The organism is Collinsella sp. LCP21S3_A3, from assembly GCF_052118905.1.
Lineage (GTDB): Bacteria > Actinomycetota > Coriobacteriia > Coriobacteriales > Coriobacteriaceae > Collinsella.
In genome coordinates this window covers 153,419-173,923 of sequence record NZ_JBQKGH010000004.1, presented here as the reverse complement: position 1 = coordinate 173,923, position 20,505 = coordinate 153,419, and the positions used below count along the sequence as shown (strand labels likewise).

Genomic DNA, 20,505 nt, shown 5'->3' with positions numbered 1-20,505 from the left:
GATCCGGCCCGCGGGGCGCGCCCCGCGGGCCGGATCGGGCACCGCGGGCCCCTCGCTCCCGAGCCCGTCCCGCATCCCCGGCCCCGCAGCCGAAAGTTTTTTCCGAAATTGTCCTTGCATCGGCGCGGGAGTTACCGTATAGTACTTCTTCGCACGGGGGCGTAGCTCAGCTGGGAGAGCGCTTGACTGGCAGTCAAGAGGTCAGGGGTTCGATCCCCCTCGTCTCCACCCGAGCATTGAATGAGGCTCCAACGCAAGTTGGGGCCTTTTTTCATATAGGCACACAAGGTCAAAGGCGGCACCATGATCCTCCTGGTCGACAAGATCGAAAAAAGCTTCGGCGCGCGCGTCCTCTTTAGCGGCGCGTCCTTTCAGATCAACCCTGGCGAACGCTTTGCGCTCGTGGGACCCAACGGCGCCGGCAAAACCACCATGCTCAAAATCATCATGGGTATCGACAGCCCCGATGCCGGCCAGGTCCAGTACTCCAAGGACTGTCAGGTGGGCTACCTCGAGCAGGAAACCAACCTGGAGCACAAGGATACGACCATCCTCGCCGAGGTCATGGCCGCCGCCAAGGAAATCCGCCGCATGGGTGAGCGCGCCAACGAGCTGCAGGCCCAGATCACCGAGCTCTCTGAGCAGGGCAAGGACGTCGACGCGCTCCTTAACGAGTACGGCCAGGTCCAGGACCGCTTTGAGCACTTGGGCGGCTACGAGCTCGAAAGCAATGCCCGCAAGATCCTGTCCGGTCTGGGCTTTAAGGTCACCGACTTTGAGCGCCCGTGTTCCGAGTTCTCGGGCGGCTGGCAGATGCGCATCGCGCTGGCCAAGCTCTTCCTGCGCCATCCCGACCTGCTGCTTCTGGACGAGCCCACCAACCACCTGGACCTCGAAAGCGTCCAGTGGTTGCGCGGCTTTATCGCCAACTACGACGGCGCCGTGCTCATCGTCAGCCACGACCGCGCCTTTATGGACGCCTGCGTCGACCACGTCGCCGCGCTCGAGAACCGCCGCGTGACCACCTACACCGGCAATTACAGCAGCTACCTCAAGCAGCGCGAGGACAACCTGGAGCAGATGCGCGCCAAGCGTGCCGCCCAGGAGCGCGACATCGCCCACATGCAGGTTTTCGTCGACAAGTTCCGCTACAAGCCCACCAAAGCCGCCCAGGCGCAGGAGCGCATCCGCAAGATCGAGCAGATCAAAAAGGAGCTCGTCATCCTGCCCGAAGGCCACAAGCACATCGACTTTAAGTTCCCCGACCCGCCGCGCTCGGGCGACATGGTCGTGGGCCTGGAGGGCGTGTCCAAGTCCTACGGCAACAAGCACATCTATAGCGATATCGACCTCAAACTCTATCGCGGCGAGCATGTGGCGCTCGTCGGCCCTAACGGCGCCGGCAAGTCCACCCTCATGAAGATCATCGCCGGCCTGGAGCCGCCCACTACCGGCGCGCGCGACCTGGGTACCAACGTGGGCGTGGCCTATTACGCCCAGCACGCGCTCGAAGGCATGACTGAGTCCAACACCGTCCTGCAAGAAATCGACACCGTCACGCCCAAGTGGACCGTGCCGCAGCAGCGCAGCCTGCTGGGCGCCTTCCTGTTTAGCGACAACGATTCTATCGAAAAGCAGGTTCGCGTTCTTTCCGGTGGCGAAAAGGCGCGTCTGGCCCTGGCTAAGATGCTCGTGGCCCCCGAGGCACTTCTGTGCCTGGACGAGCCCACTAACCACCTGGACATCGACTCGGTGGACATGCTCGAGAACGCCCTGCAAAACTTCCCCGGCACCATCGTGCTGATTAGCCACGACGAGCACCTGGTGCGAGCCGTGGCCAACCGCGTGATCGATATCCGCGATGGCAAGGTCACGGTCTATGACGGCGACTACGACTACTACCTCTACAAGCGCGAGGATCTCGCGGCCCGCGCCGCCGCCGAGGCGGCAGGGGAGAGCACACCGGCCACGACCAAAGCAACCAAGCTGACCAGTTCCACCCAGCCCAGCGTCGCCGCCCCCAAGCCTGCCGAGGGCAAAAAGACCAAGGAGCAAAAGCGTGCCGAGGCCCAGGCCCGCGCCGCGCTCAACAAAAAGCTCAAGGGCGTGCGCAACCAGCTCAAGAAGATCGAGGCCGAGCTCGACAAAAAGCGCGCCCGCTATGACGAGCTTATGGAATTGATGGCGAGCGAAGAGCTTTATGCCGATCAGGATAAGTTCAACGCCGCGCTGGGGGAATATAACGGGCTTAAGCAAGAGCTGCCCAAGCTCGAGGACGAATGGCTGGAGCTTTCCACCCAAATCGAAGAGGAGACCGCGCGTGAACTCTCGTAAGGCCGCTGCCGTGGCGATGAGCATCATCGCCATCGCTTGTCGCATCTGCGGCATCTTTATGAGCGCGATGACCGTGCTGCTGTGCTTTAGCGGCCTTACCGCCAAGCTGCAGATTGTGGGCTTTGTCGTTGAGCTTTCGCGCGCGCTGCCGAGCGCCATCGCCGGCTACGGCGTCATCACATCGCCCTTTGGCGGTGTGTTCCGCCTGGATTACGCCATCGTCGCCGTCATTTTGTTTGTGGCCGACTACCTGCTCACGCGCGCCTCGCGCCGCGTCCGCTAGGGGAGTGCCATGTCCAGCAGCTACCTCATGAACCTGCTTGCCAGTGCCGTCGCCGTCATCGTGGGCATCGTGATCCACGAGAGCGCACACGCCGCCGCAGCCTGGGCGCTTGGCGACAAAACGGCCCGTTCGCGCGGCCGCGTCTCGCTCAACCCGCTCAACCATATTGACCCGTTTGGCACCGTCCTCCTGCCGCTGCTCATGCTCGCCGCCGGCGGCCCGGTGTTTGCCTTTGCCAAGCCGGTGCCCGTGTACCTCAACAACCTTAAGCATCCCAAGCGCGACGAGGTCTTGGTGAGCGCGGCAGGCCCCGCCTCGAACATCGCACTGGCATGCCTTGCGGCCGCCATCATGCACGCAGCATACGGCAACCTCTACACCAGCATGTCCTTTGCCGTAGCGTCCCAAATCATGAACTTCGGCGCCACCTTTATCGTGGTCAACCTGTCGCTTGCGTTCTTTAACCTCATCCCGATCCCGCCGCTTGACGGCTCGTCGATCATCGTGCCGTTTCTCAAAGGCAAGGCACTCGCCAACTACTACCAACTTCAGCAATACGCCATGCCCATACTCATCATCGTGCTGTATCTGCTGCCCATGTGGACCGGCATCGACGTGATCGGCCGCTATTTCGACGTTACCGTGTATCCGCTGGCGGAGCAGCTGCTTAACTTCGCAATCGCCGGCATCTAGGGTAAACTTACAGGTCGACCGTGCAAAACGGTCGCAACATGCACCCAAACCGCGCCGCGAAGGCGCCGTCAAAGGAGGTCGAAGATGTCGTATCGCGTGTCGACGCAGGTCTACAGCGGACCGTTCGACCTGCTGCTGCAGTTGGTAACCCGCCAAAAAGTTGATATCGGCGCCATCTCTATCAGCGAGGTGGCCGAGCAGTACCTGGCCGAGGTCGAGCGTATTGAGGCGCTGGACCTGGACGTGGCGAGCGACTTTCTGCTGGTGGCGGCAACCCTTTTGGACATCAAGGCCGCCTCGCTGGTGCCCCAGGAGGCCCCGCACAAAGCCGACGACGATGACGAGATTGACGAAGACCTCGAGGAACTCAGCGCACTCGACGGCGACGCCCTGCGCGAGGTCCTGATCCAGCGCCTGATCGCCTACAAGCAGTTTAAGGGCGCGGCGGCGGCCCTTGGCGCGCGCATGCAGGCCGAAAGCCGCATGCATCCGCGCGTGGCCGGCCCCGACCCCGAGTTCTTGGGCCTTATGCCCGACTACCTGGCCGGTATCACGCTGCGCGGCCTCGCCGTCATCTGCGCCGACCTGGACGGCAAGCGCCAGACCTTCCTGCTGGAGGCCGAGCACGTGGCGCCGCATCGCGTGCCGCTCGACCTGACGGTGGCCTCGGTCGACCGCTTTACCATGGCGCACCAAACTTGCACCTTCCGCGAGCTGCTGGATGGCGACGCCACCACCGAGCAGCTCGTCGTCACCTTCCTGGCCATGCTCGAACTCGCCAAGCGAGGCTCGCTCACCCTGAGCCAGGACGAGATCTTTGGAACCATCCGCATCAACCGCGTCGAGGGCGCCGAGGCATACGTGCCCGGCGAGGGCCCCGAGCTCACCGAATAGGAGCGGCAACCATGTCAACCCTTTCTACGCTAGAGGCAAACAGCCTCAAAGGCGCCCTCGAGGCGCTGTTGCTGGTTTCGAGCGATCCGGTGAGCGCGCCCGCGCTGGCAGATGCGTTGGATATCGCCCCCGGCGAGTGCGCGTCGCTTTTGGCCGAGCTCAAAGTTGAGTACGAGGAGGCCAATCGCGGCTTTCAGCTGCGCGAGGTCGCCGGCGGCTGGCGCCTGTTTACGCATCCTGCCTACCACGATGTGGTCGAGTCCTATGTGCTGAGCTGGGACACGCAAAAGCTGTCGCAGGCGGCGCTCGAGACCCTTGCTGTGATCGCCTACCACCAGCCCGTCACGCGCGAGGTGGTCAAGGGCATCCGCGGCGTCAACTCCGACGGCGTCATCGCGTCGCTCGTTGACAAGGGTCTGGTGCGCGAGCTCGGTCGCGACCCCCAGCGCGGTCAGGCCATCATTTACGGCACGACCAACGCCTTTTTGGAGAAGTTCGGTCTGCGCTCCACCCGCGACCTTCCCGATCTGGAGCAGTTTGCCCCCGACGAGCAGTCGCGTCAATTTATCCGCGAGCGCCTGAGCGGCCGTAGCATTCAGTCTACGCTCGAGGAGCAGGTCGAGGACCTGGACGAAGAGCGCGAGCTGCTGGATACCGATGTTGAGGATGTCGAGGCAGTCGGTGGCGAGGAAACACTTGCCACCGACGACGCTGCGGAGGATACGCATGACGAGGACTAGCGAAGCAGGGGAGACGCGCGCCGCCGGTGCCACGGGCGCGCCCGCGATCGACCCCCAGCCCGTCTACCCGCACACCATGCGCCTGCAGCGCTTTTTGGCGCGCGCGGGCGTGGCGAGCCGCCGCGGCTCGGAGGACCTGATGACCGCCGGCCGCGTGACTGTCAACGGCCAGGTCGCGACCGAACTGGGCACCAAGGTCGATGTGGACCGCGACCATATCGAGGTTGACGGCATGCCCGTCAAGCTCAACCAGGGCGCCGTGTACCTGATGCTCTACAAGCCGACTGGCTATCTCACCACCATGAGCGATCCGCAGGAGCGCCCTTGTGTGGCCGACCTTGTCCCGCGCGACCGCTTTCCGGGGCTCTTCCCGGTGGGTCGCCTGGACCGCGACACCACGGGCCTTTTGCTCTTTACCACCGACGGCGACCTGTCGCAGGACCTGCTGCACCCCAGCAAGCACGTCTACAAGACCTACCAGGCGCTCGTGGACGGCCATCTGACCGATCGCGACTTGGAACCGCTGCGCCGCGGCATCGAGCTCGACGACGGCCTGTGCCAGCCGGCGATCTGCCGCGTCATTACCGCGCGCGAGGCCGAGGCCGTGGCTCCGCAGGGTGTGAAGCCTGGCACCACCGCCGTGGAGGTCATCATCCGCGAGGGGCGTAAGAACCAGGTCAAGCGCATGTTGAGCAAGATCCACCACCCGGTGATCCGCCTGCACCGCTGCAACTTTGCCGGCCTGGAGCTCAAGGACGTGGCCAAGGGCTCGTGGCGCGAGCTCACCGACCGCGAGGTACAGATCCTCAAGGCCGGCGGCATCCCGCCCAAGCAGGCCATCTCCAAGCGCGGCGCTGCGCCGGCGACCAACACCGCGAGCCGCACGCGTCACCACGGCAGCCACGGCTCCGCGCCCAAGCGCAACACCTACCGCGAGCGCTACACGGGCTAGCCAGTCCGCCAAGCCACAGCGCCCGCGTCCCATACCAGCACGTCAACCACCGAAAGGAAGCATTGCATGATCGTCGCCATCGACGGCCCCGCCGGATCCGGCAAGTCCACCATCGCCAAGGAGATTGCCCGCCAGCTGGGCTTTAACAAGCTCGACACGGGCGCCATGTATCGCGCCGTCACCTTCGCCGCGCTCGACCGCGGCATCGATCTGGACGACGAGGCTGCCATCGACGACCTTGCCGAGCAGATCGAGATCCGCTTTATCAACGGCACCGGCGAGGACACGCGCCTGACCATCGACGGTGCGGACGCCTCGGCTGCCATTCGCACCCCGCAGGTGGACGCCAACGTCTCCAAGGTCTCGGCCTACCCGGGCGTACGCGCCGCCATGCTCATCCATCAGCGCCGCGCCGCCGAGGACCGCGATATCGTGGCCGAGGGCCGCGACATCGGCACCGTCGTGTTCCCCAACGCGCAGGTCAAGGTCTTTCTGACCGCCGATCCGCGCGAGCGCGCCCGTCGCCGCGTGCTGCAGCGCCACCAAAACGATGCCCAGCCGCTCACCGAAGAGCAGCTCGAGGCCGAGGTCGACGAGACGCTCGACGCCCTCAAGCAGCGCGACAAGCTCGACAGCAGCCGTGAGGTCGCGCCGCTCGTGCCCGCCGAGGACGCGGTGCACGTCGACTCCACCGCCCACACCATCGACGAGGTCGTCTCGATAATCGAGGACCTCATCAACCAAAGGAGGTAGCTCATGCGCCTGTTTAAGCAGACGCCCGAGGATTACTACAACGCGCCTTATGCCGAGTTCCCCGTGCTCATCCGTGGCACCGTCTTCGTGGTCATGGGCATCCTGTGGGTCTTCTCCAAGCTCATGTGGCGTTGGAAGGTAGAGGACAGCGACCTGCTGTTTGAACGCCAGGAAGGCCGCGGCAGCGTGGTCATCTGCAACCACACCTCGATGGCCGAGCTCCTTGCTGTAGAGACGGCGCTATTCTTTGGCGGCCGCCGCATTCGCCCCATTTTTAAATCCGAGTTTGCCAAGAGCAGGATCGTGCGCTGGGCCTTTAGCCGCGTGGGCGGCATTCCCGTCGAGCGCGGCACCGCCGACATGAAGTGCCTGCGTGCCGCCCAGCATGCGCTGCAGCGCGGCGAGGACGTCCTGATCTTCCCCGAGGGCACGCGCATCCGCTCGCGCGAGATTAAGCCCGAGGTCCACGGCGGTTTTGCGCTTATCGCCCAGATGGGCAAGGCGCCCGTCAACCCGCTCGCCATCTGCGGCTGGTCCGATATCACGCCTGCGGGCAAAAAGCTCATGCGCCCCAAAAAGTGCTGGATCCGTGCCGGCAAGGCCGTCTCGCTTTCCGACGCACCGGCCGAGCTCAAGCGCAAGGAGCGCCTGGCATGGTTTGAGTCCGAGGCCATGAGCCGCGTCTACGCCATGCGCGACGACCTGTGCGCCGAGCACCCCGGCAGGTTCTAGCCATGGGCGAGAACGTCATGAATACCGCCGCGACCGCGTCCGACCAGGCCGCCGCCCCCACCATCGAAATCGCAGCGCATGCCGGCACCTGCTACGGCGTACAGCGTGCACTCGATATGGCCCTGGCTGCCGCGCCGCAGGCAGGGGAGAGCGCTCAGGTCCACACGCTGGGTCCGCTCATCCATAACCCCATCGTGGTGCGCGAGCTCGCCGAGGCAGGCGTTGATCTGGCCGACACCCTGGACGACGCCGCATCGGGCACCGTGGTCATTCGCGCGCACGGCGTGGTGCCGCAGGTAATCGAGGCCGCTCGCGAGCGCGGCCTTACCGTGGTCGATGCCACCTGCCCCTACGTCAAGAAGGTCCACGTGGCGGCCGAGCGCCTGGTGCGCGAGGGCTACCGTGTGATCGTCGTGGGCGAGCCGGGCCACCCCGAGGTCGAGGGCATCCTGGGCCACGCCGGCGATGACGCGCAGGTCGTGAGTTGCGCCGCCGATGCGGACGCGCTGCCGCTCAAGGGCAAGGTGGGCCTGGTTGTGCAGACCACCCAAACCGCGCAGAACCTGGCCGAGGTCGTGGCCTCCATCACTCCGCGTGTGCAGGAACTACGCGTGATCAACACCATCTGCGCTGCCACGAGCGAGCGACAGCAGGCGGCCGCAACCCTTGCCAACCGCTGTGATTGCATGGTCGTCGTGGGCGGCAAAAATTCGGGCAATACGCGCCGCCTGGCGCAGATTTGTGCCGATGTCTGCGAGCACACCCATCACATCGAGGAAGCATCCGAGCTTGAGGCCGCATGGTTTGCCAACGCGCGCCGCATCGGCATCACCGCCGGAGCCTCAACTCCGCAAGAACACATCGAACGCGCCGTTGCGCGCATCAAGGAGCTTTGTCGCTAATCATGGACCAGACCGTACCCGCATACGCCGCCGAGGTGGCCGATTACGGGCGCAGCCGCGACCCCGAGCCGGGTGAGGGCGCGCTCGTAAAGAACGTGCGTCCCGAATCGCCCGCATGGGATGTGGGTATCGAGCCGGGCATGCGCGTGCTCACGGTCAACGGCGAGCAGCTGACCGATATGATCGTGTGGCTCTGGGAGGCCGACGAGGACACCGTCGAACTTGAGGTTCTCGACCCGCGCGACGGCACCGTCACCCCCGTCGAGCTTGATCGCTTTCCCGGCGAGGACTGGGGCCTTGAGTTCGACGGCCCCATCTTTGACGGCATGCGTACCTGTGTGAACGCCTGCGTGTTCTGCTTTATGACCATGCTGCCCAAGGGCGGCCGCTCAACGCTGTATATTCGCGATGACGACTACCGCTTGAGCTTTTTGCAGGGCAACTTTGTCACGCTCACGAATCTTTCCGACGAGGACGTACAAAACGTTATCGATCGCAATATGAGTCCCATGAACGTGTCGGTCCACGCCGTGAGCCCCGACGTCCGCCGCCGCATGATGGGCCGCAACGCCCAGCGCGGCATGGACGTGCTCGAGGCCATCATGGCCGCCGGCATCGAGATCCACGCGCAGATTGTGCTGTGTCCCGGCATGAACGACGGCGAGGAGCTGCAAAAGACCCTACGCTTTTGCGAGGAGCACGAGCAGATCACGAGCCTGGGCATTGTGCCACTGGGCTTTACCAAGCATCAGAGGCGCTTTACCTGGTCATACAGCGACAAACCTGAGCTCGCGCGCGAAACCATTGCCATGATCCGTCCCTTCCAGGATCGTGCCTACAAGCGCTTTGGCCGCCACACCTTCCAGATGAGCGACGAGTTCTATCTGGACGCCGGCATCGAGCCACCCCAGGCCGATTTTTACGACGGCTACCCGCAGTATTACGACGGCATCGGTATGATCCGCTCGTATTTGGACGAGACTGACGATGTGCTCACCGCCGATGCCGAGCGTCTGCGCCGCGTCCGCGAGGCAATCGCCGCCCGTGGCCAGCGCCTCCTGTGCCTCTCCGGCACCAGCGCACGCGACACCGTGGCGCGCTTTGTGGAGTCGCCACGGGGCCTTGCCGGCACCGTCACCGCTATCGAAAACCGTTACTTTGGCGGCAACGTGGATGTGACCGGCCTCATCGTCGCCTGCGACATTCTGGAGCAGCTGCCGCAGGACCTCTCGGGGGTTATGCTCTTTGTGCCTAAGCTCATGTTCAACGCTGACGGCATGACGCTTGACGAGTATCATCGTGACGATTTACTCGCAAGCCTTGAAGCTCGCGGCGCCGAGGTTCATGTGGTGTCGACCATGCCGCATGAGCTGCTCGATACCCTGGAGCATATCCTTGGCATTGTGCCCGCAGGCTCTACTAATTCCGCTGACCCTACCCATTAAAGGAGTGCAGATGAAACCTATCGTCGCCGTCGTCGGACGCCCCAACGTGGGCAAGTCCACGCTCGTTAACCGCCTGGCCCAAACCTCGGACGCCATCGTCCATGAGTCCCGCGGCGTAACGCGCGACCGCTCCTACCACACGGCCGATTGGAACGGCCGCGAGTTCACCATCGTCGACACGGGTGGCATCGAGCCGCTCAAGAGCGATGACGTCTTTGCCACCTCCATCCGCGACCAGGCCCTCGCCGCCGCCGAGGAAGCCGCCGTCATCCTGTTTGTGGTCGACGGCCGCACCGGCGTCACCGAGGAGGACGAGTCGGTCGCCCGCATGCTCAAGCGCTGCGACAAGCCGGTCTTTCTGCTGGTGAACAAGCTCGACAACCCCGATCGCGAAAACGACAGCATCTGGGAGTTTTATTCACTCGGCATCGGCGAGCCAACGCCGCTCTCGGCCCTGCACGGCCACGGCACGGGCGACCTGCTCGACGACATCGTTGCCCTGTTGCCCGAGGAGGAGGACGAGGTCGCCGACGAGTTCCCCGACGCGCTGAACGTCGCCATCATCGGCCGCCCCAACGCCGGTAAGTCCTCGCTGTTCAACCGCATCCTGGGTGCCGACCGCTCTATCGTGTCCAACATCGCCGGCACGACGCGCGACGCCATCGACACCGTCGTGGAGCGCAACGGCAAGCACTACCGCATGGTCGACACCGCGGGTATTCGCAAGAAGAGCACCGTGTACGAGAACATCGAGTACTACTCCATGGTCCGCGGCCTGCGCGCCATCGACCGTGCTGACGTGGCACTGCTCGTCGTCGACGCCTCCGTGGGCGTTACCGAGCAGGACCAGAAGGTCATGGGCTTGGCCATCGAACGCGGCTGCGCCATCGTCGTACTGCTCAACAAGTGGGATCTGCTCGACGACGACCGCAAGCGCGAGGCCTGCATGGAGACCGTCGACCGCCGTCTGGGCGTCATGGCTCCCTGGGCCCAGTACCTGCGCATCTCGGCCCTGACCGGCCGTAGCGTCGAGAAGATCTGGGCGATGGTCGACGCCGCCGAGAAGACGCGCTCGCAAAAGATCACCACCTCGCGCCTCAACACCTTCCTCACCGACCTGCGCGAGTTTGGCCACACCGTGGTGGACGGCAAGCGTCGCCTGCGCATGCACTACGTGACCCAGACGGGCGTCAACCCGCCGACGTTTACGTTCTTCGTCAACCACAGCGACCTGGTCAACGACACCTACCAGCGCTATGTGGAGAACCGCATGCGCTCGACCTTCGATTTTTCCGGCACGCCCATTCGACTCTTCTTTAGGAAGAAGGAGCAAAAGGATGCATAATCCGATTCTGCTGACCGCCATCTGCGCCGTGGTCTCGTTCTTTATCGGAGCGATTCCGTTTGGCCTGATCCTGGGCCGTGTGTTCAACCACACGGATATTCGCAAGGCGGGCTCCGGCAACATCGGCACCACCAACGCCCTGCGCGTAGCCGGCCCCAAGGTCGCCGCGCTCACGCTGCTGCTCGACTGCTTGAAGGGCGCCATCTGCGTCCTTATCGCGCGTCCGCTCATCGCGAGCGTGGGCTATGGCTTCCCGGTGAGCATCATGGCTCCCGGTGCCGCCGGCGACTGGATGCTCGGCGTCATTTGCCTGGCTGCCGTGTGGGGACACATCTTCTCGCCTTACCTCAACTTCCGTGGCGGCAAGGGCATTGCCGTGGGGCTGGGCGTCATACTCGCCTGGTACTGGCCCATCGGACTTTCGCTGCTGGGCATGTTTATCGTGGCCGTTGCCATCACCAAGTATGTGTCGGTGGGCTCGCTTGCCGCGGCCATCGGTCTTCCCATCGCCGCCTGCGCGGTCTTTCCGTACAGCAGCCTGGGCCTCAAGTTTTGTATGGCGATGATCGGCATCACCGTGGTGTGGGCCCATCGCTCGAATATCAAAAAGCTCATGACGGGTAAGGAATCCAAGCTCTCGTTTACCAAGCGCGTCACCGAGCCCGACGATAAGTAGGAGAGAGTCATGAATGTTGCGCTGATTGGCTCCGGCTCCTGGGGAACCGCCGTCGCCGGCCTTGCCGCCGCGCGAGCCGAGCGCGTGACCATGTGGGCCCATAGTGAGCAGACGGCCGCCGGCATTAACGGCGAGCACCTAAACCCCCGGTATCTGGTGGATTACGAGCTGCCCGGCAATGTCGTCGCCACCACGGACCTGTCGCGGGCGCTCGACGGTGCCGATGCGATCATCTTTGCCGTGCCCTCCATGCACCTGCGCGACGTCTGCCACCAGGCGGCGCCGTTCATCGCGGACGAGACGCCGGTTCTGTGCCTTACCAAGGGCATCGAGCCCGAGTCCGGCATGCTCATGAGCGAGGTCATCGCCAGCGAGATCGGCAACGAGGCGCGTGTGGCGGCGCTCTCGGGCCCCAACCATGCCGAGGAGATATGCCGCGGCGGACTTTCCGCCGCCGTCATCGCCAGCAAAGACTCGCAGGTAGGGGAGACCTTTAAGGACCTGCTCCTATCCACGGCCTTCCGCATCTACCTGTCGCAGGACATGACCGGCGTCGAGGTTTGCGGCGCCATGAAAAACGTCATCGCCATCGTGTGCGGCATCTCCGCCGGTACCGGCGCGGGCGACAACACGCTCGCCCTTATCATGACGCGCGGCCTGGCCGAGATCAGCCGACTGGTGCACGCCCGCGGCGGCCAGGCCATGACCTGTATGGGTCTTGCCGGCATGGGTGACCTTATTGCCACCTGCACCTCCGAGCATTCGCGCAACCGCACCTTCGGCTACGAGTTTGCCCACGGCGTATCGCTCGACGAGTACCAGGCGCGCACGCATATGGTGGTCGAGGGCGCCGTCGCCGCCCGCAGCGTGAGCGAGCTCGCCCGTTCGCTGGGCGTAGACATTCCGCTCACCTTTGCCGTGGAGCAAACGCTCTACAACGGTGTTACTTTGGATAGGGCGCTCGAGATCCTTACCGACCGCGTCCCCTCTCAAGAGTTCTACGGACTCACCGACTAGCGCAGAAAGGCTACTACCATGGGTTCCATCAAAATCGCTCCGTCCGTCCTTTCGGCTGACATGGCCAACCTCAAGGGCGAGCTCGACAAGATCGCCGGCGCCGACTATGTGCACTTCGACGTCATGGACGGTCACTTTACCGGCAACCTCACCTTTGGCGTCGAAATCCTCAAGGCCGTCAAGCGCTCCACCAAGGTGCCGGTCGACGCGCACCTGATGGTGTCGAACCCCGACGAGACCGTCGATTGGTATGCCGACGCCGGCGCCGATATGATCACCGTGCACTACGAGGCCTCCACGCACCTGCACCGCACGCTCACGCATCTGCAGCAGCGCGGCGTCAAGGCCGGCGTGGTGCTCAACCCCGCCACGCCCGTCTGCGTGCTCGAGAGCATCATCGAGGTCGTCGACATCGTGCTGCTCATGAGCGTGAACCCCGGCTTTGGCGGCCAGAGCTTTATCCCTGGCACGCTGCATAAGCTCCACGAGCTCAAGGCCATGTGCGAGCGCCACGGTGTGTCGCCCATGATCGAGGTCGACGGCGGCATCTCTTCCAAAAACATCGCCGAGGTCGTCAACGCCGGTGCCAACGTGCTCGTGGCCGGCTCCGCCGTATTTAAGTCCGAAGATCCCGCCGCCGAGGTTGCGCTGCTGCAGAAGCTGGGCAACGAGGCCGCACAGGAGGCATAAACCCTTATGACCGCAGGTCAAAACCGCATACCCGTGAATCTTGACTATGCCGCCTCGACGCCCATGCGCGCCGAGGCGCTCCTTGCGCAGCGCGAGTACGACGAAAGCGAGCTTGCCGGCGTCAACCCCAACTCGCTGCACTCGCTCGGTCGCAAGGCTGCCGCACGTCTGGAGGTTGCACGCCGCGAGATCGCCCGCAGCTTTGGCGCGCGCGTTCGCCCGTCCGAGATTGTCCTAACCAACGGCGGTACCGAGGCCAACCAGCTGGCGCTCCTCGGACTTGCCGAGGGCGCCCGTCAGCGCGATCGAAAGCGCGAGCGCGTGATCGTGTCTGCGATCGAGCATGATTCGATCCTGGACAACCTGCCGCTGCTGCGTGCCGCCGGCTTTACCGTCGACCTGGTGCAGCCCTGCCGTGCGGGCTACATCGAGCCTGCCACGCTTGTCGAGCTGCTAGGCGACGACGTGGCGCTCGTGAGCATCATGGCCGCCAACAACGAGACCGGTGTGGTACAGCCTATTCGCGAGCTTGCCGCGGCTGCGCACACCGCGGGCGCCCTGTTCCACACCGATGCCATCCAGGGCTATCTGCATATTCCGCTCGATGTGACCGAGCTGGGCGTCGATGCCATGACCGTTGCAGCACACAAGATTGGCGGTCCTGTGGCATCCGGCGCGCTCTACGTTAAGACCCGCACGCCGCTGCGCCCCCGCATCTTTGGCGGAGGACAGGAGGCCGGACGTCGTGCCGGCACGCAGGACCTGCGCACGCAGCTGGCCTTTGCCGCTGCCGCCTCGTCTCTGGCGCCCCATGTGGCTCAGGAGCGCGAGAAGCTGCAAGCCCTTTCCGACAAGCTCTACGCCACGCTCACGGCCCATCCGCGCATTCACGCTACCATGGGCGACTACACGCAGGCCGACCGTCTGCCCGGCATGGTTTCGATCTATATTGACGGCATGGACTCCGAGGAGCTCATCATCAAACTCGACGCCGCCGGTTTTGAGGTTTCGGCCGGATCGGCTTGCTCGAGCGGCAGCATGGACCCGAGCCACGTGCTGAGCGCCATGGGCATTGGTCGCGAGCAGGCGCTGGGCGCACTGCGCATCTCCTTCGATGACCGCGTGAATCCGGCCGATCTGGACAACTTTGCCCAGACGCTGCTCTCGATCGTAGGTGCCGCATGATCGTCGCCGAGCTCGAGCGCGCCCTGCTGGCACACTATCCCAAGACGGACGCCGAGCCCTGGGACCACGTAGGCTTATCCGTTGGCGACCCCGACGACGAGATCCGCGGCGTTGCCTGCGCGCTTGACGCTACCAGGGACAACGTGCAGCGCGCCTTGGAAGCCGGAGCCAACGTGTTGCTCACGCATCATCCCGTCTACATCAAGGCGCCCGAGTCGTTTTGCCCGCCCAGCGCAACGCGCCCCCAAAGCAGCGCGGCGCTCTACGAGGCGGCCCGCTGCGGGGTGAGCATTATCTCGCTCCACACCAACCTGGACCGCTCGCACGAGGCGCGTGCCTGCCTAAGTAAGCTGTTGGACGCGGCGCCTGCAAGCTCGTTGGAGCACGTGGACGACCCCGAGGCCTGCGGCCTGGGCGCGCTTGCAACACTCAACGACCCATGCACGCTGCGCGATCTTGCCGCCCGTGCTGCCACGGCCTTTGGCAGCGACCCACGCGTATGGGGCGATGCCGAGCGCCCGTGCCGCACCGTCGCCATTCTGGGCGGCTCCCTCGGCGACTTTGGCGAGCTTGCCATCGCCGCCGGTGCGGATGTCATCGTGACGGGCGAGGCAGGCTATCACGTGGCGCAAGATCTTGCCTTGCGCGGGCTGAGCGTGATCTTGCTCGGCCACGACCGCTCCGAAGAGCCGTTCGTGGATATCTTGATGAACTCTGCGGTTGACGCCGGGGTCGACCCCCGTCATGCGATTAAAATACTGAACCCTTGCCAATGGTGGACTGTGACAAAAGGAGAGAACTTATGAGCGCCGGCGCTACGCTACTCAAGCTGCAACAGATCGATTTGGAGCTCGCCCGCAACAAGAGCGAACTTGCCAATATGCCGGAGCTCAAGGAGCTCGCCTCAAAGCGCAAAACCTATGTAAAGCTTAAGTCCGAAATGACCAAGCTCTATGCTCAGCGCAAGGACCTCGACATTGAGCTGGACGATCTCAACACCACCGAGATCCAGACCAACAACGCCATCGAGGCCGCCAAGAAACGCCACTTCGACGGCTCTGACTACCGCGAGGTCCAGGATCTGGAAAACGAGCTCGCCACCCTGGCCAAGCGCCTGGACAAGATTGAGCACACCCGCAAGGATGTCGTTGTCGCCCACAAGGAGGCGCTCGACCGTGAGGCTCGCGCGCAGTCCATCATCGCCAAATTCGAGGAGGGCGTGAAGGCCGACACCAAGGCTGCCCGTGCCAAGGCCGCCGACCTGCAGACTCAGATTGATGCCGCCACCAAGGAGCGCACCGCGCTTGCCGCCACGCTGCCGACCGACGTGCTCACCGACTACGAGCGTCTGCTCAAGCAGTTCCGCGGCCTGGCCGTCGAGACCATTAAGGGCAACATCCCCACGGTCTGCCACACCGCGCTGCAGGCGTCGTCCATGAGCGACCTCAACCACGACGGTAGTGAGATTACGCACTGCCCGTACTGCCACCGCTTGCTCGTGCTCCCCAACAAGGAAGCCTAACAATGACGACGGCACCCGACAATTCAATGCAACTTGAGGGAAAAACGATCCTGCTGGGCATTACCGGCGGGATCGCCGCCTATAAGTCGTGCAATATCGTGCGCCTGCTGCAAAAGCGCGGCGCCCGCGTCAAGGTCGTTATGAGCGAGCATGCCACGGCGTTTGTGGGTCCGCTCACCTTTCGCGCGCTCACGGGCGAGCCGGTCGCTGTGGGTCTGTTCGACGACCCCTCCGACCCCATCCACCATATCTCGCTGGCGCAGGAGCCCGACTTGGTGGTCGTGGCGCCCGCGACGGCCAATATCATCGCCAAGATGGCCAACGGCATCGCCGATGACCTCATCTCCACCACGCTGCTTGCCACGCCGCGTCCTATCGTGGTTGCGCCGGCCATGAACAATGGCATGTGGAAGGCGCCGGCCACGCAGGCCAACATGACCACGCTGCGCGAGCGCGGTGTCCACGTTGTGGGTCCGGGCAGCGGCTACCTTGCCTGCGGCGATGTGGACACGGGACGCATGAGCGAGCCCGAGGACATCGTCGAGGCCGTCTGCAAGCTGCTCGACCCCGCTCCTCAGGACCTTGTGGGCAAGCGCATCGTGATCACCGCCGGCCCCACGCACGAGCCGATCGACCCCGTGCGCTTCATTGGCAACCGTTCATCGGGCAAGATGGGCATCGCCCTGGCGGGGGAGGCCGCTCGCCGCGGTGCCGCCGTCACGCTCGTGCTGGGGCCGACATCGCTCGACGTTCCCCGCGGCGTGGAGTGCGTGCGCGTGCAGACCGCCGCAGAGATGCTGCAGGCGGCGCTGAGCGCCTTCCAGACGGCCGACGCGGCCATTTGTGCCGCCGCCGTCGCCGACTACACGCCTGCGGCCCCGGCGGACCATAAACTCAAAAAGGCCAACGAGCGCCTGGATCGAATTGAGCTCGTCGAGACCGTTGACATCCTGGCCGAGCTCTCACGCCAAAAGGGCGATCGCCGTGTAATCGGCTTTGCGGCCGAGACCGATAACGTCGTGGAGTACGCGCAGCGCAAACTCGTGCGCAAGGGTTGCGATGCCATTATCGCCAACGATGTCTCGCGCGCCGATTCGGGCTTTGGGACCGATACCAACAAGGCCTGGATAGTGAGTACAGCGGGCACGCAAGAACTTCCCGTACTAACAAAACCCCAGCTCGCAGATACAATTTTAGACTTGCTTCAAAATTTGTAAAAAAGTTCTTGCACAAGGACAAAGTTTCGGGTTACTATACTCCCTGTTGCGAGCGAGAGCAGAGCAACAAACATAAGCTTCGGGACGTGGCGCAGCTTGGTAGCGCACTTGACTGGGGGTCAAGGGGTCGCTGGTTCGAATCCAGTCGTCCCGACCAGAAGTTTGCAGGTCAGGCACCTAGTGCCTGACCTTTTTTTATCAGGAATCATCAGGGAATCACCGGAGAATCACCGGCTGTTTTTTAGCCAATAAAGACACGCCCTTCTACCTGCACTTTTGTAGAATCTCGGTTTTAATGGATCCCCCCTTCACTTTCTTTCCATATTTGTTGAATTCACTGATTCGTTTTGATACCACATTTGTAGTCTATCTAGCCTAAATTTTTCTACATACGCGAAAATCACCTACCTGTGCCTAGCTACTGCGGCTACGACATCCAAGCCAACTGTCCCGCCCTGCTTCACTAATTCCCCGCACGTTCGCACGGAACACCGACACCGCCCAAGGGCCGCGATACTTTTTCGATTTCTTTCGGCAGCGAGAGGAAGGCTTCCGTGCCTGCCGAAACAAGGCACTGCGCTCCAAAAAGCTAACGCCGCGGGTATTAAGCCGACACCGCTACGGTGCCACCGGCCATCGCTGCGGGCACCTGCGGCGTAATCGCCCCAGAGTCCGCCATCTGGGCCGCCATGCCGGCGAAGTCCTAGGCGACGGCATGAGCGTGCGGCTCAGGGCGGCGTTCGCGCCGTCATTCTCGTGCGACCTCAAGAGAGTGCGTCGGCGCGGGCTCGACTAGGGCGAGCTCGCCACCGTCATCGACTTCATCGTCGAGAACGCCCCGAAGCGCTGGAGGAACTTCATAGACGCCGCATGCGCACGCTCAAGGGCGCATTGAGGGGCAGGGCTGAGGGCTTTAGGATCGGGGCTTGGGACTAGAAGGGGGCTCGGAAGTCGCGGGTCAGGATTCGAACATCGACCCACGCGCTTGGCGATTCTTACCAGTTCAGACGGCTTGCAGGCTATTCGCGCTGCGGGAGGGACTCGCACCACTGCAGCAATGCGCTCAACATAGCGGGCTTGTCTTGCACGAACTGTTCACGCCTCACACCGCGGCGCGGCTCAAAGCGTATGACGTAACCCCTGTTGTCCAGGAACACGTCATAGCTTTCGGGGGCGCCGGGCAGGTTCAGCGCTACATGGCGCGTGCTGCGAATGCGTTGCGGCGCCTCCGTAAGAGACTCGTTGGGCAGCTGACCGCCGCATATCTCTTCTAGTGCGCGGAAGCGGCGTCCGAAGCTCAGGTAACCGTGGCAACCGCTGTCTGCATGCCCGGCACAGCAGAACTGCGTTTTATAACCCTTATCGTTCAGTATGCGCACATGGGGCTGCAGCTCGTGGTCGATCGCTACCAGGTGATCAGGGCGCTTGCCGCATTCGCATTCGCCCAAGGGCTTAAAGCACTTCGGGCACACGAACAGCATGCACTTCATGGTTTGCTCGGGCGTGAGCTCCCTGATTCCCAGGGCTGCGATTTCTGCCGCAGGGGCTTCGGGCTGCACGCAGGGGCAGCCGCTTGCGCGCAGAATTGCGTCGATGCGAGCCACGGTGGTGCGCTCCATTTTCAGGGCGATGGCTTCGTCGCGCATCGCGCCAAACGCTTCGATGTCTTTCGTAACTGCAGAAAGCGGGGTTCGCCGAGAGATGTACACGAATGCGTTCTTTTCCCTCGCAGCGGGTTCGCCCTCAATCTTCACCGTGACGCCGGCTTTTGCATAGGTGCCGTACTGCACGCCATTCGCTTTGTCCAGCGTCTGGACCTCGCCCCGCGTGAGACCATGCCACAGCACGCCTTCCACAAACGATCCTTCCATGCGCATGATGGTGGGACGGCCCTTCGCGTCGCACGCCAGCGTGTAGCCATAGAGCTTCGCCTTGGTTGCATAAACATGGTGACCGCCCTCGAGCTTTTTGGCAATGCGGTCATGGCTGATGTCAAAGCCATATGCGAAGTACGGGGTTTCCGCATACTCGCGGGTGTCGGCGGAGTGTTCGCGCGCGTCGAACGCCGGGCCAGAGGGGCGATTAAAGTTGTGCACGTCAAACTCAGGCAGGCTGTTGCACCAGTCGAGCAGGGTGCGCAGCAGGGCTTTGCGCTGCCTTTCGAACTCATCCAGCGTAAGGGAGTAGCTAAGGTCTGCCCGCAGCGCGGGGTCGCTGCTGCGCACCGCGCGGAACCCTTCGGGGACGTCGATCTTGTAACCGAACTCGCCTGGGGTCTTGATTGACAAGTAGATGCGGTGAGACCCGCAGAAGGTGGCCTCACTCGCTTCCATCACCTGGTAGCGCTTAGAGCGCAGGATGCGTCCATGCTGCTGAAGGCCACGGGGGAAACGGCGTGCGTAGTAACCGGTGTAACGGCATGTGCAATCGGCGATCTGGTGACCTTCACCGCACACGAAGTCGGCGTATTCGCGTGCAGCGGGGAGGTCGATCTTGGCTGCGCCATACGCCGCCGACTCTTCTTGCGCGCGCAAGCGGTCCAGGCTGTCGGCGCGCATGTCGGACATCTGCGCCAAGGTTGCCTCATCAAGCTGCATCACGCGGCCGGCTTCGACCACGCGGTCGATGTAATCGTACTTTTCGGTGTACCTGCGCAGCGGGGTGCGCTCAGAGATGTAGACCATCGCCTCAAGGGTTGCGGGAACCACATCGCCTTCGCGCCCAACGGTCACCGTTTCCTTGCGGTAACAACCAGATGCAATGCCTTCGTAGCGGTCGAGAGACGCCACGTGAGAGCTATCGAGCGCCCACAGCGCGCCTTGCACATGCGACCCCTCGCGCTTGGTGATGGTGAGGTATCCGGCGGTGTCGAACGCCAGTTCATAGCCGTTCAGGGTCGCTTTGCCCAGCAGCACCGCGCCGGGGCAGCGGGTTTCAACTTGATGGATATCAAGGTTGCTACCGTACGCGAAGTTGATGATCGAGGGTGCAGTCTCGGGGTGACGGGCTGAGGCGTTGTTGCGCTTCTCGTTGTACTTCATGGTTCACGCCTTTCGGTGTTGTGATGGGCTTCGGTCGCTCGAGCTGATTGCAGCATACAGTCTGAAGCCGAAAAGGCGTGAAAA

General features: G+C 63.4%; 19 protein-coding genes and 2 tRNA genes. 20 read left to right on the top strand and 1 reads right to left on the bottom strand.

The genetic code is table 11. The annotated features are described in order from the left end of the window. Positions 1–155: 155 nt before the first annotated feature. The 20 genes from ACTQ0H_RS03790 (at position 156) to ACTQ0H_RS03695 (ending at position 17,537) form a co-directional block, all read left to right on the top strand. Positions 156–228, top strand: a tRNA-Ala gene (locus ACTQ0H_RS03790). A gap of 75 nt (positions 229–303) precedes the next feature. Further along, entirely contained in the window at positions 304–2,334 is a 2,031-nt protein-coding gene (locus tag ACTQ0H_RS03785) for an ABC-F family ATP-binding cassette domain-containing protein (protein WP_441547842.1), read from the top strand. Next, on the top strand, positions 2,321–2,617 hold the full coding sequence (locus ACTQ0H_RS03780) for a hypothetical protein (RefSeq protein ID WP_164473297.1): 297 nt from the start codon (positions 2,321–2,323) through the stop codon (positions 2,615–2,617). The genes ACTQ0H_RS03785 and ACTQ0H_RS03780 overlap by 14 nt, the downstream gene beginning before the upstream one ends. A gap of 9 nt (positions 2,618–2,626) precedes the next feature. Beyond that, a complete protein-coding gene (locus ACTQ0H_RS03775) occupies positions 2,627–3,310 on the top strand; it encodes a site-2 protease family protein (protein WP_441547841.1) in 684 nt (227 codons plus the stop codon). Positions 3,311–3,394: 84 nt separating this feature from the next. Further along, positions 3,395–4,204, top strand: a complete 810-nt coding sequence (locus tag ACTQ0H_RS03770; RefSeq protein WP_441537368.1) for a segregation and condensation protein A — start codon at positions 3,395–3,397, stop codon at positions 4,202–4,204. Positions 4,205–4,215: 11 nt separating this feature from the next. Continuing rightward, positions 4,216–4,944, top strand: coding sequence for an SMC-Scp complex subunit ScpB (gene scpB / locus ACTQ0H_RS03765; protein WP_441055625.1), 729 nt, complete (start codon positions 4,216–4,218; stop codon positions 4,942–4,944). Further along, positions 4,931–5,896 carry a pseudouridine synthase gene (locus ACTQ0H_RS03760; RefSeq protein ID WP_441547840.1) on the top strand — a complete coding sequence of 322 codons (966 nt, stop codon included), beginning with the start codon at positions 4,931–4,933 and terminating at the stop codon, positions 5,894–5,896. The genes scpB and ACTQ0H_RS03760 overlap by 14 nt, the downstream gene beginning before the upstream one ends. Positions 5,897–5,962: 66 nt before the next feature. Continuing rightward, positions 5,963–6,649 (top strand): (d)CMP kinase, encoded by a 687-nt coding sequence (gene cmk, locus ACTQ0H_RS03755; protein ID WP_441547839.1) that lies wholly within the window; start codon positions 5,963–5,965, stop codon positions 6,647–6,649. 3 nt (positions 6,650–6,652) lie between these two features. Next, entirely contained in the window at positions 6,653–7,381 is a 729-nt protein-coding gene (locus tag ACTQ0H_RS03750) for a lysophospholipid acyltransferase family protein (RefSeq protein WP_441547838.1), read from the top strand. A gap of 2 nt (positions 7,382–7,383) precedes the next feature. After that, a complete protein-coding gene (locus tag ACTQ0H_RS03745) occupies positions 7,384–8,283 on the top strand; it encodes a 4-hydroxy-3-methylbut-2-enyl diphosphate reductase (RefSeq protein ID WP_441547837.1) in 900 nt (299 codons plus the stop codon). A gap of 2 nt (positions 8,284–8,285) precedes the next feature. After that, complete coding sequence (locus tag ACTQ0H_RS03740; protein ID WP_441547836.1) at positions 8,286–9,728, top strand: DUF512 domain-containing protein; 1,443 nt, start codon at positions 8,286–8,288, stop codon at positions 9,726–9,728. A gap of 10 nt (positions 9,729–9,738) precedes the next feature. Then, on the top strand, positions 9,739–11,073 hold the full coding sequence (der, locus tag ACTQ0H_RS03735) for a ribosome biogenesis GTPase Der (protein ID WP_427748050.1): 1,335 nt from the start codon (positions 9,739–9,741) through the stop codon (positions 11,071–11,073). Beyond that, the gene (plsY, locus tag ACTQ0H_RS03730) at positions 11,066–11,749 is read left to right on the top strand and encodes a glycerol-3-phosphate 1-O-acyltransferase PlsY (protein ID WP_441547835.1); all 684 of its coding nucleotides are present in this window, start codon (positions 11,066–11,068) and stop codon (positions 11,747–11,749) included. The genes der and plsY overlap by 8 nt, the downstream gene beginning before the upstream one ends. Positions 11,750–11,758: 9 nt before the next feature. Next, a complete protein-coding gene (locus tag ACTQ0H_RS03725; RefSeq protein WP_441547834.1) occupies positions 11,759–12,766 on the top strand; it encodes an NAD(P)H-dependent glycerol-3-phosphate dehydrogenase in 1,008 nt (335 codons plus the stop codon). 18 nt (positions 12,767–12,784) lie between these two features. Further along, the gene (gene rpe, locus ACTQ0H_RS03720) at positions 12,785–13,456 is read left to right on the top strand and encodes a ribulose-phosphate 3-epimerase (RefSeq protein ID WP_441547833.1); all 672 of its coding nucleotides are present in this window, start codon (positions 12,785–12,787) and stop codon (positions 13,454–13,456) included. A 6-nt stretch (positions 13,457–13,462) separates the two neighbouring features. Continuing rightward, a complete protein-coding gene (locus ACTQ0H_RS03715; RefSeq protein WP_441547832.1) occupies positions 13,463–14,641 on the top strand; it encodes a cysteine desulfurase family protein in 1,179 nt (392 codons plus the stop codon). After that, positions 14,638–15,447, top strand: coding sequence for a Nif3-like dinuclear metal center hexameric protein (locus tag ACTQ0H_RS03710; protein ID WP_441547831.1), 810 nt, complete (start codon positions 14,638–14,640; stop codon positions 15,445–15,447). The genes ACTQ0H_RS03715 and ACTQ0H_RS03710 overlap by 4 nt, the downstream gene beginning before the upstream one ends. After that, on the top strand, positions 15,444–16,163 hold the full coding sequence (locus ACTQ0H_RS03705) for a zinc ribbon domain-containing protein (RefSeq protein WP_441547830.1): 720 nt from the start codon (positions 15,444–15,446) through the stop codon (positions 16,161–16,163). The genes ACTQ0H_RS03710 and ACTQ0H_RS03705 overlap by 4 nt, the downstream gene beginning before the upstream one ends. A 2-nt stretch (positions 16,164–16,165) precedes the next feature. Next, entirely contained in the window at positions 16,166–17,380 is a 1,215-nt protein-coding gene (gene coaBC / locus ACTQ0H_RS03700) for a bifunctional phosphopantothenoylcysteine decarboxylase/phosphopantothenate--cysteine ligase CoaBC (protein WP_441547829.1), read from the top strand. A gap of 80 nt (positions 17,381–17,460) precedes the next feature. Beyond that, positions 17,461–17,537 (top strand) — tRNA-Pro (locus ACTQ0H_RS03695). An 862-nt stretch (positions 17,538–18,399) separates the two neighbouring features. Here ACTQ0H_RS03695 and ACTQ0H_RS03690 read toward each other — a convergent pair. Continuing rightward, positions 18,400–20,421, bottom strand: coding sequence for a gamma-glutamylcyclotransferase family protein (locus ACTQ0H_RS03690; protein WP_441547828.1), 2,022 nt, complete (start codon positions 20,419–20,421; stop codon positions 18,400–18,402). Between the last annotated feature and the right edge of the window lie 84 nt (positions 20,422–20,505).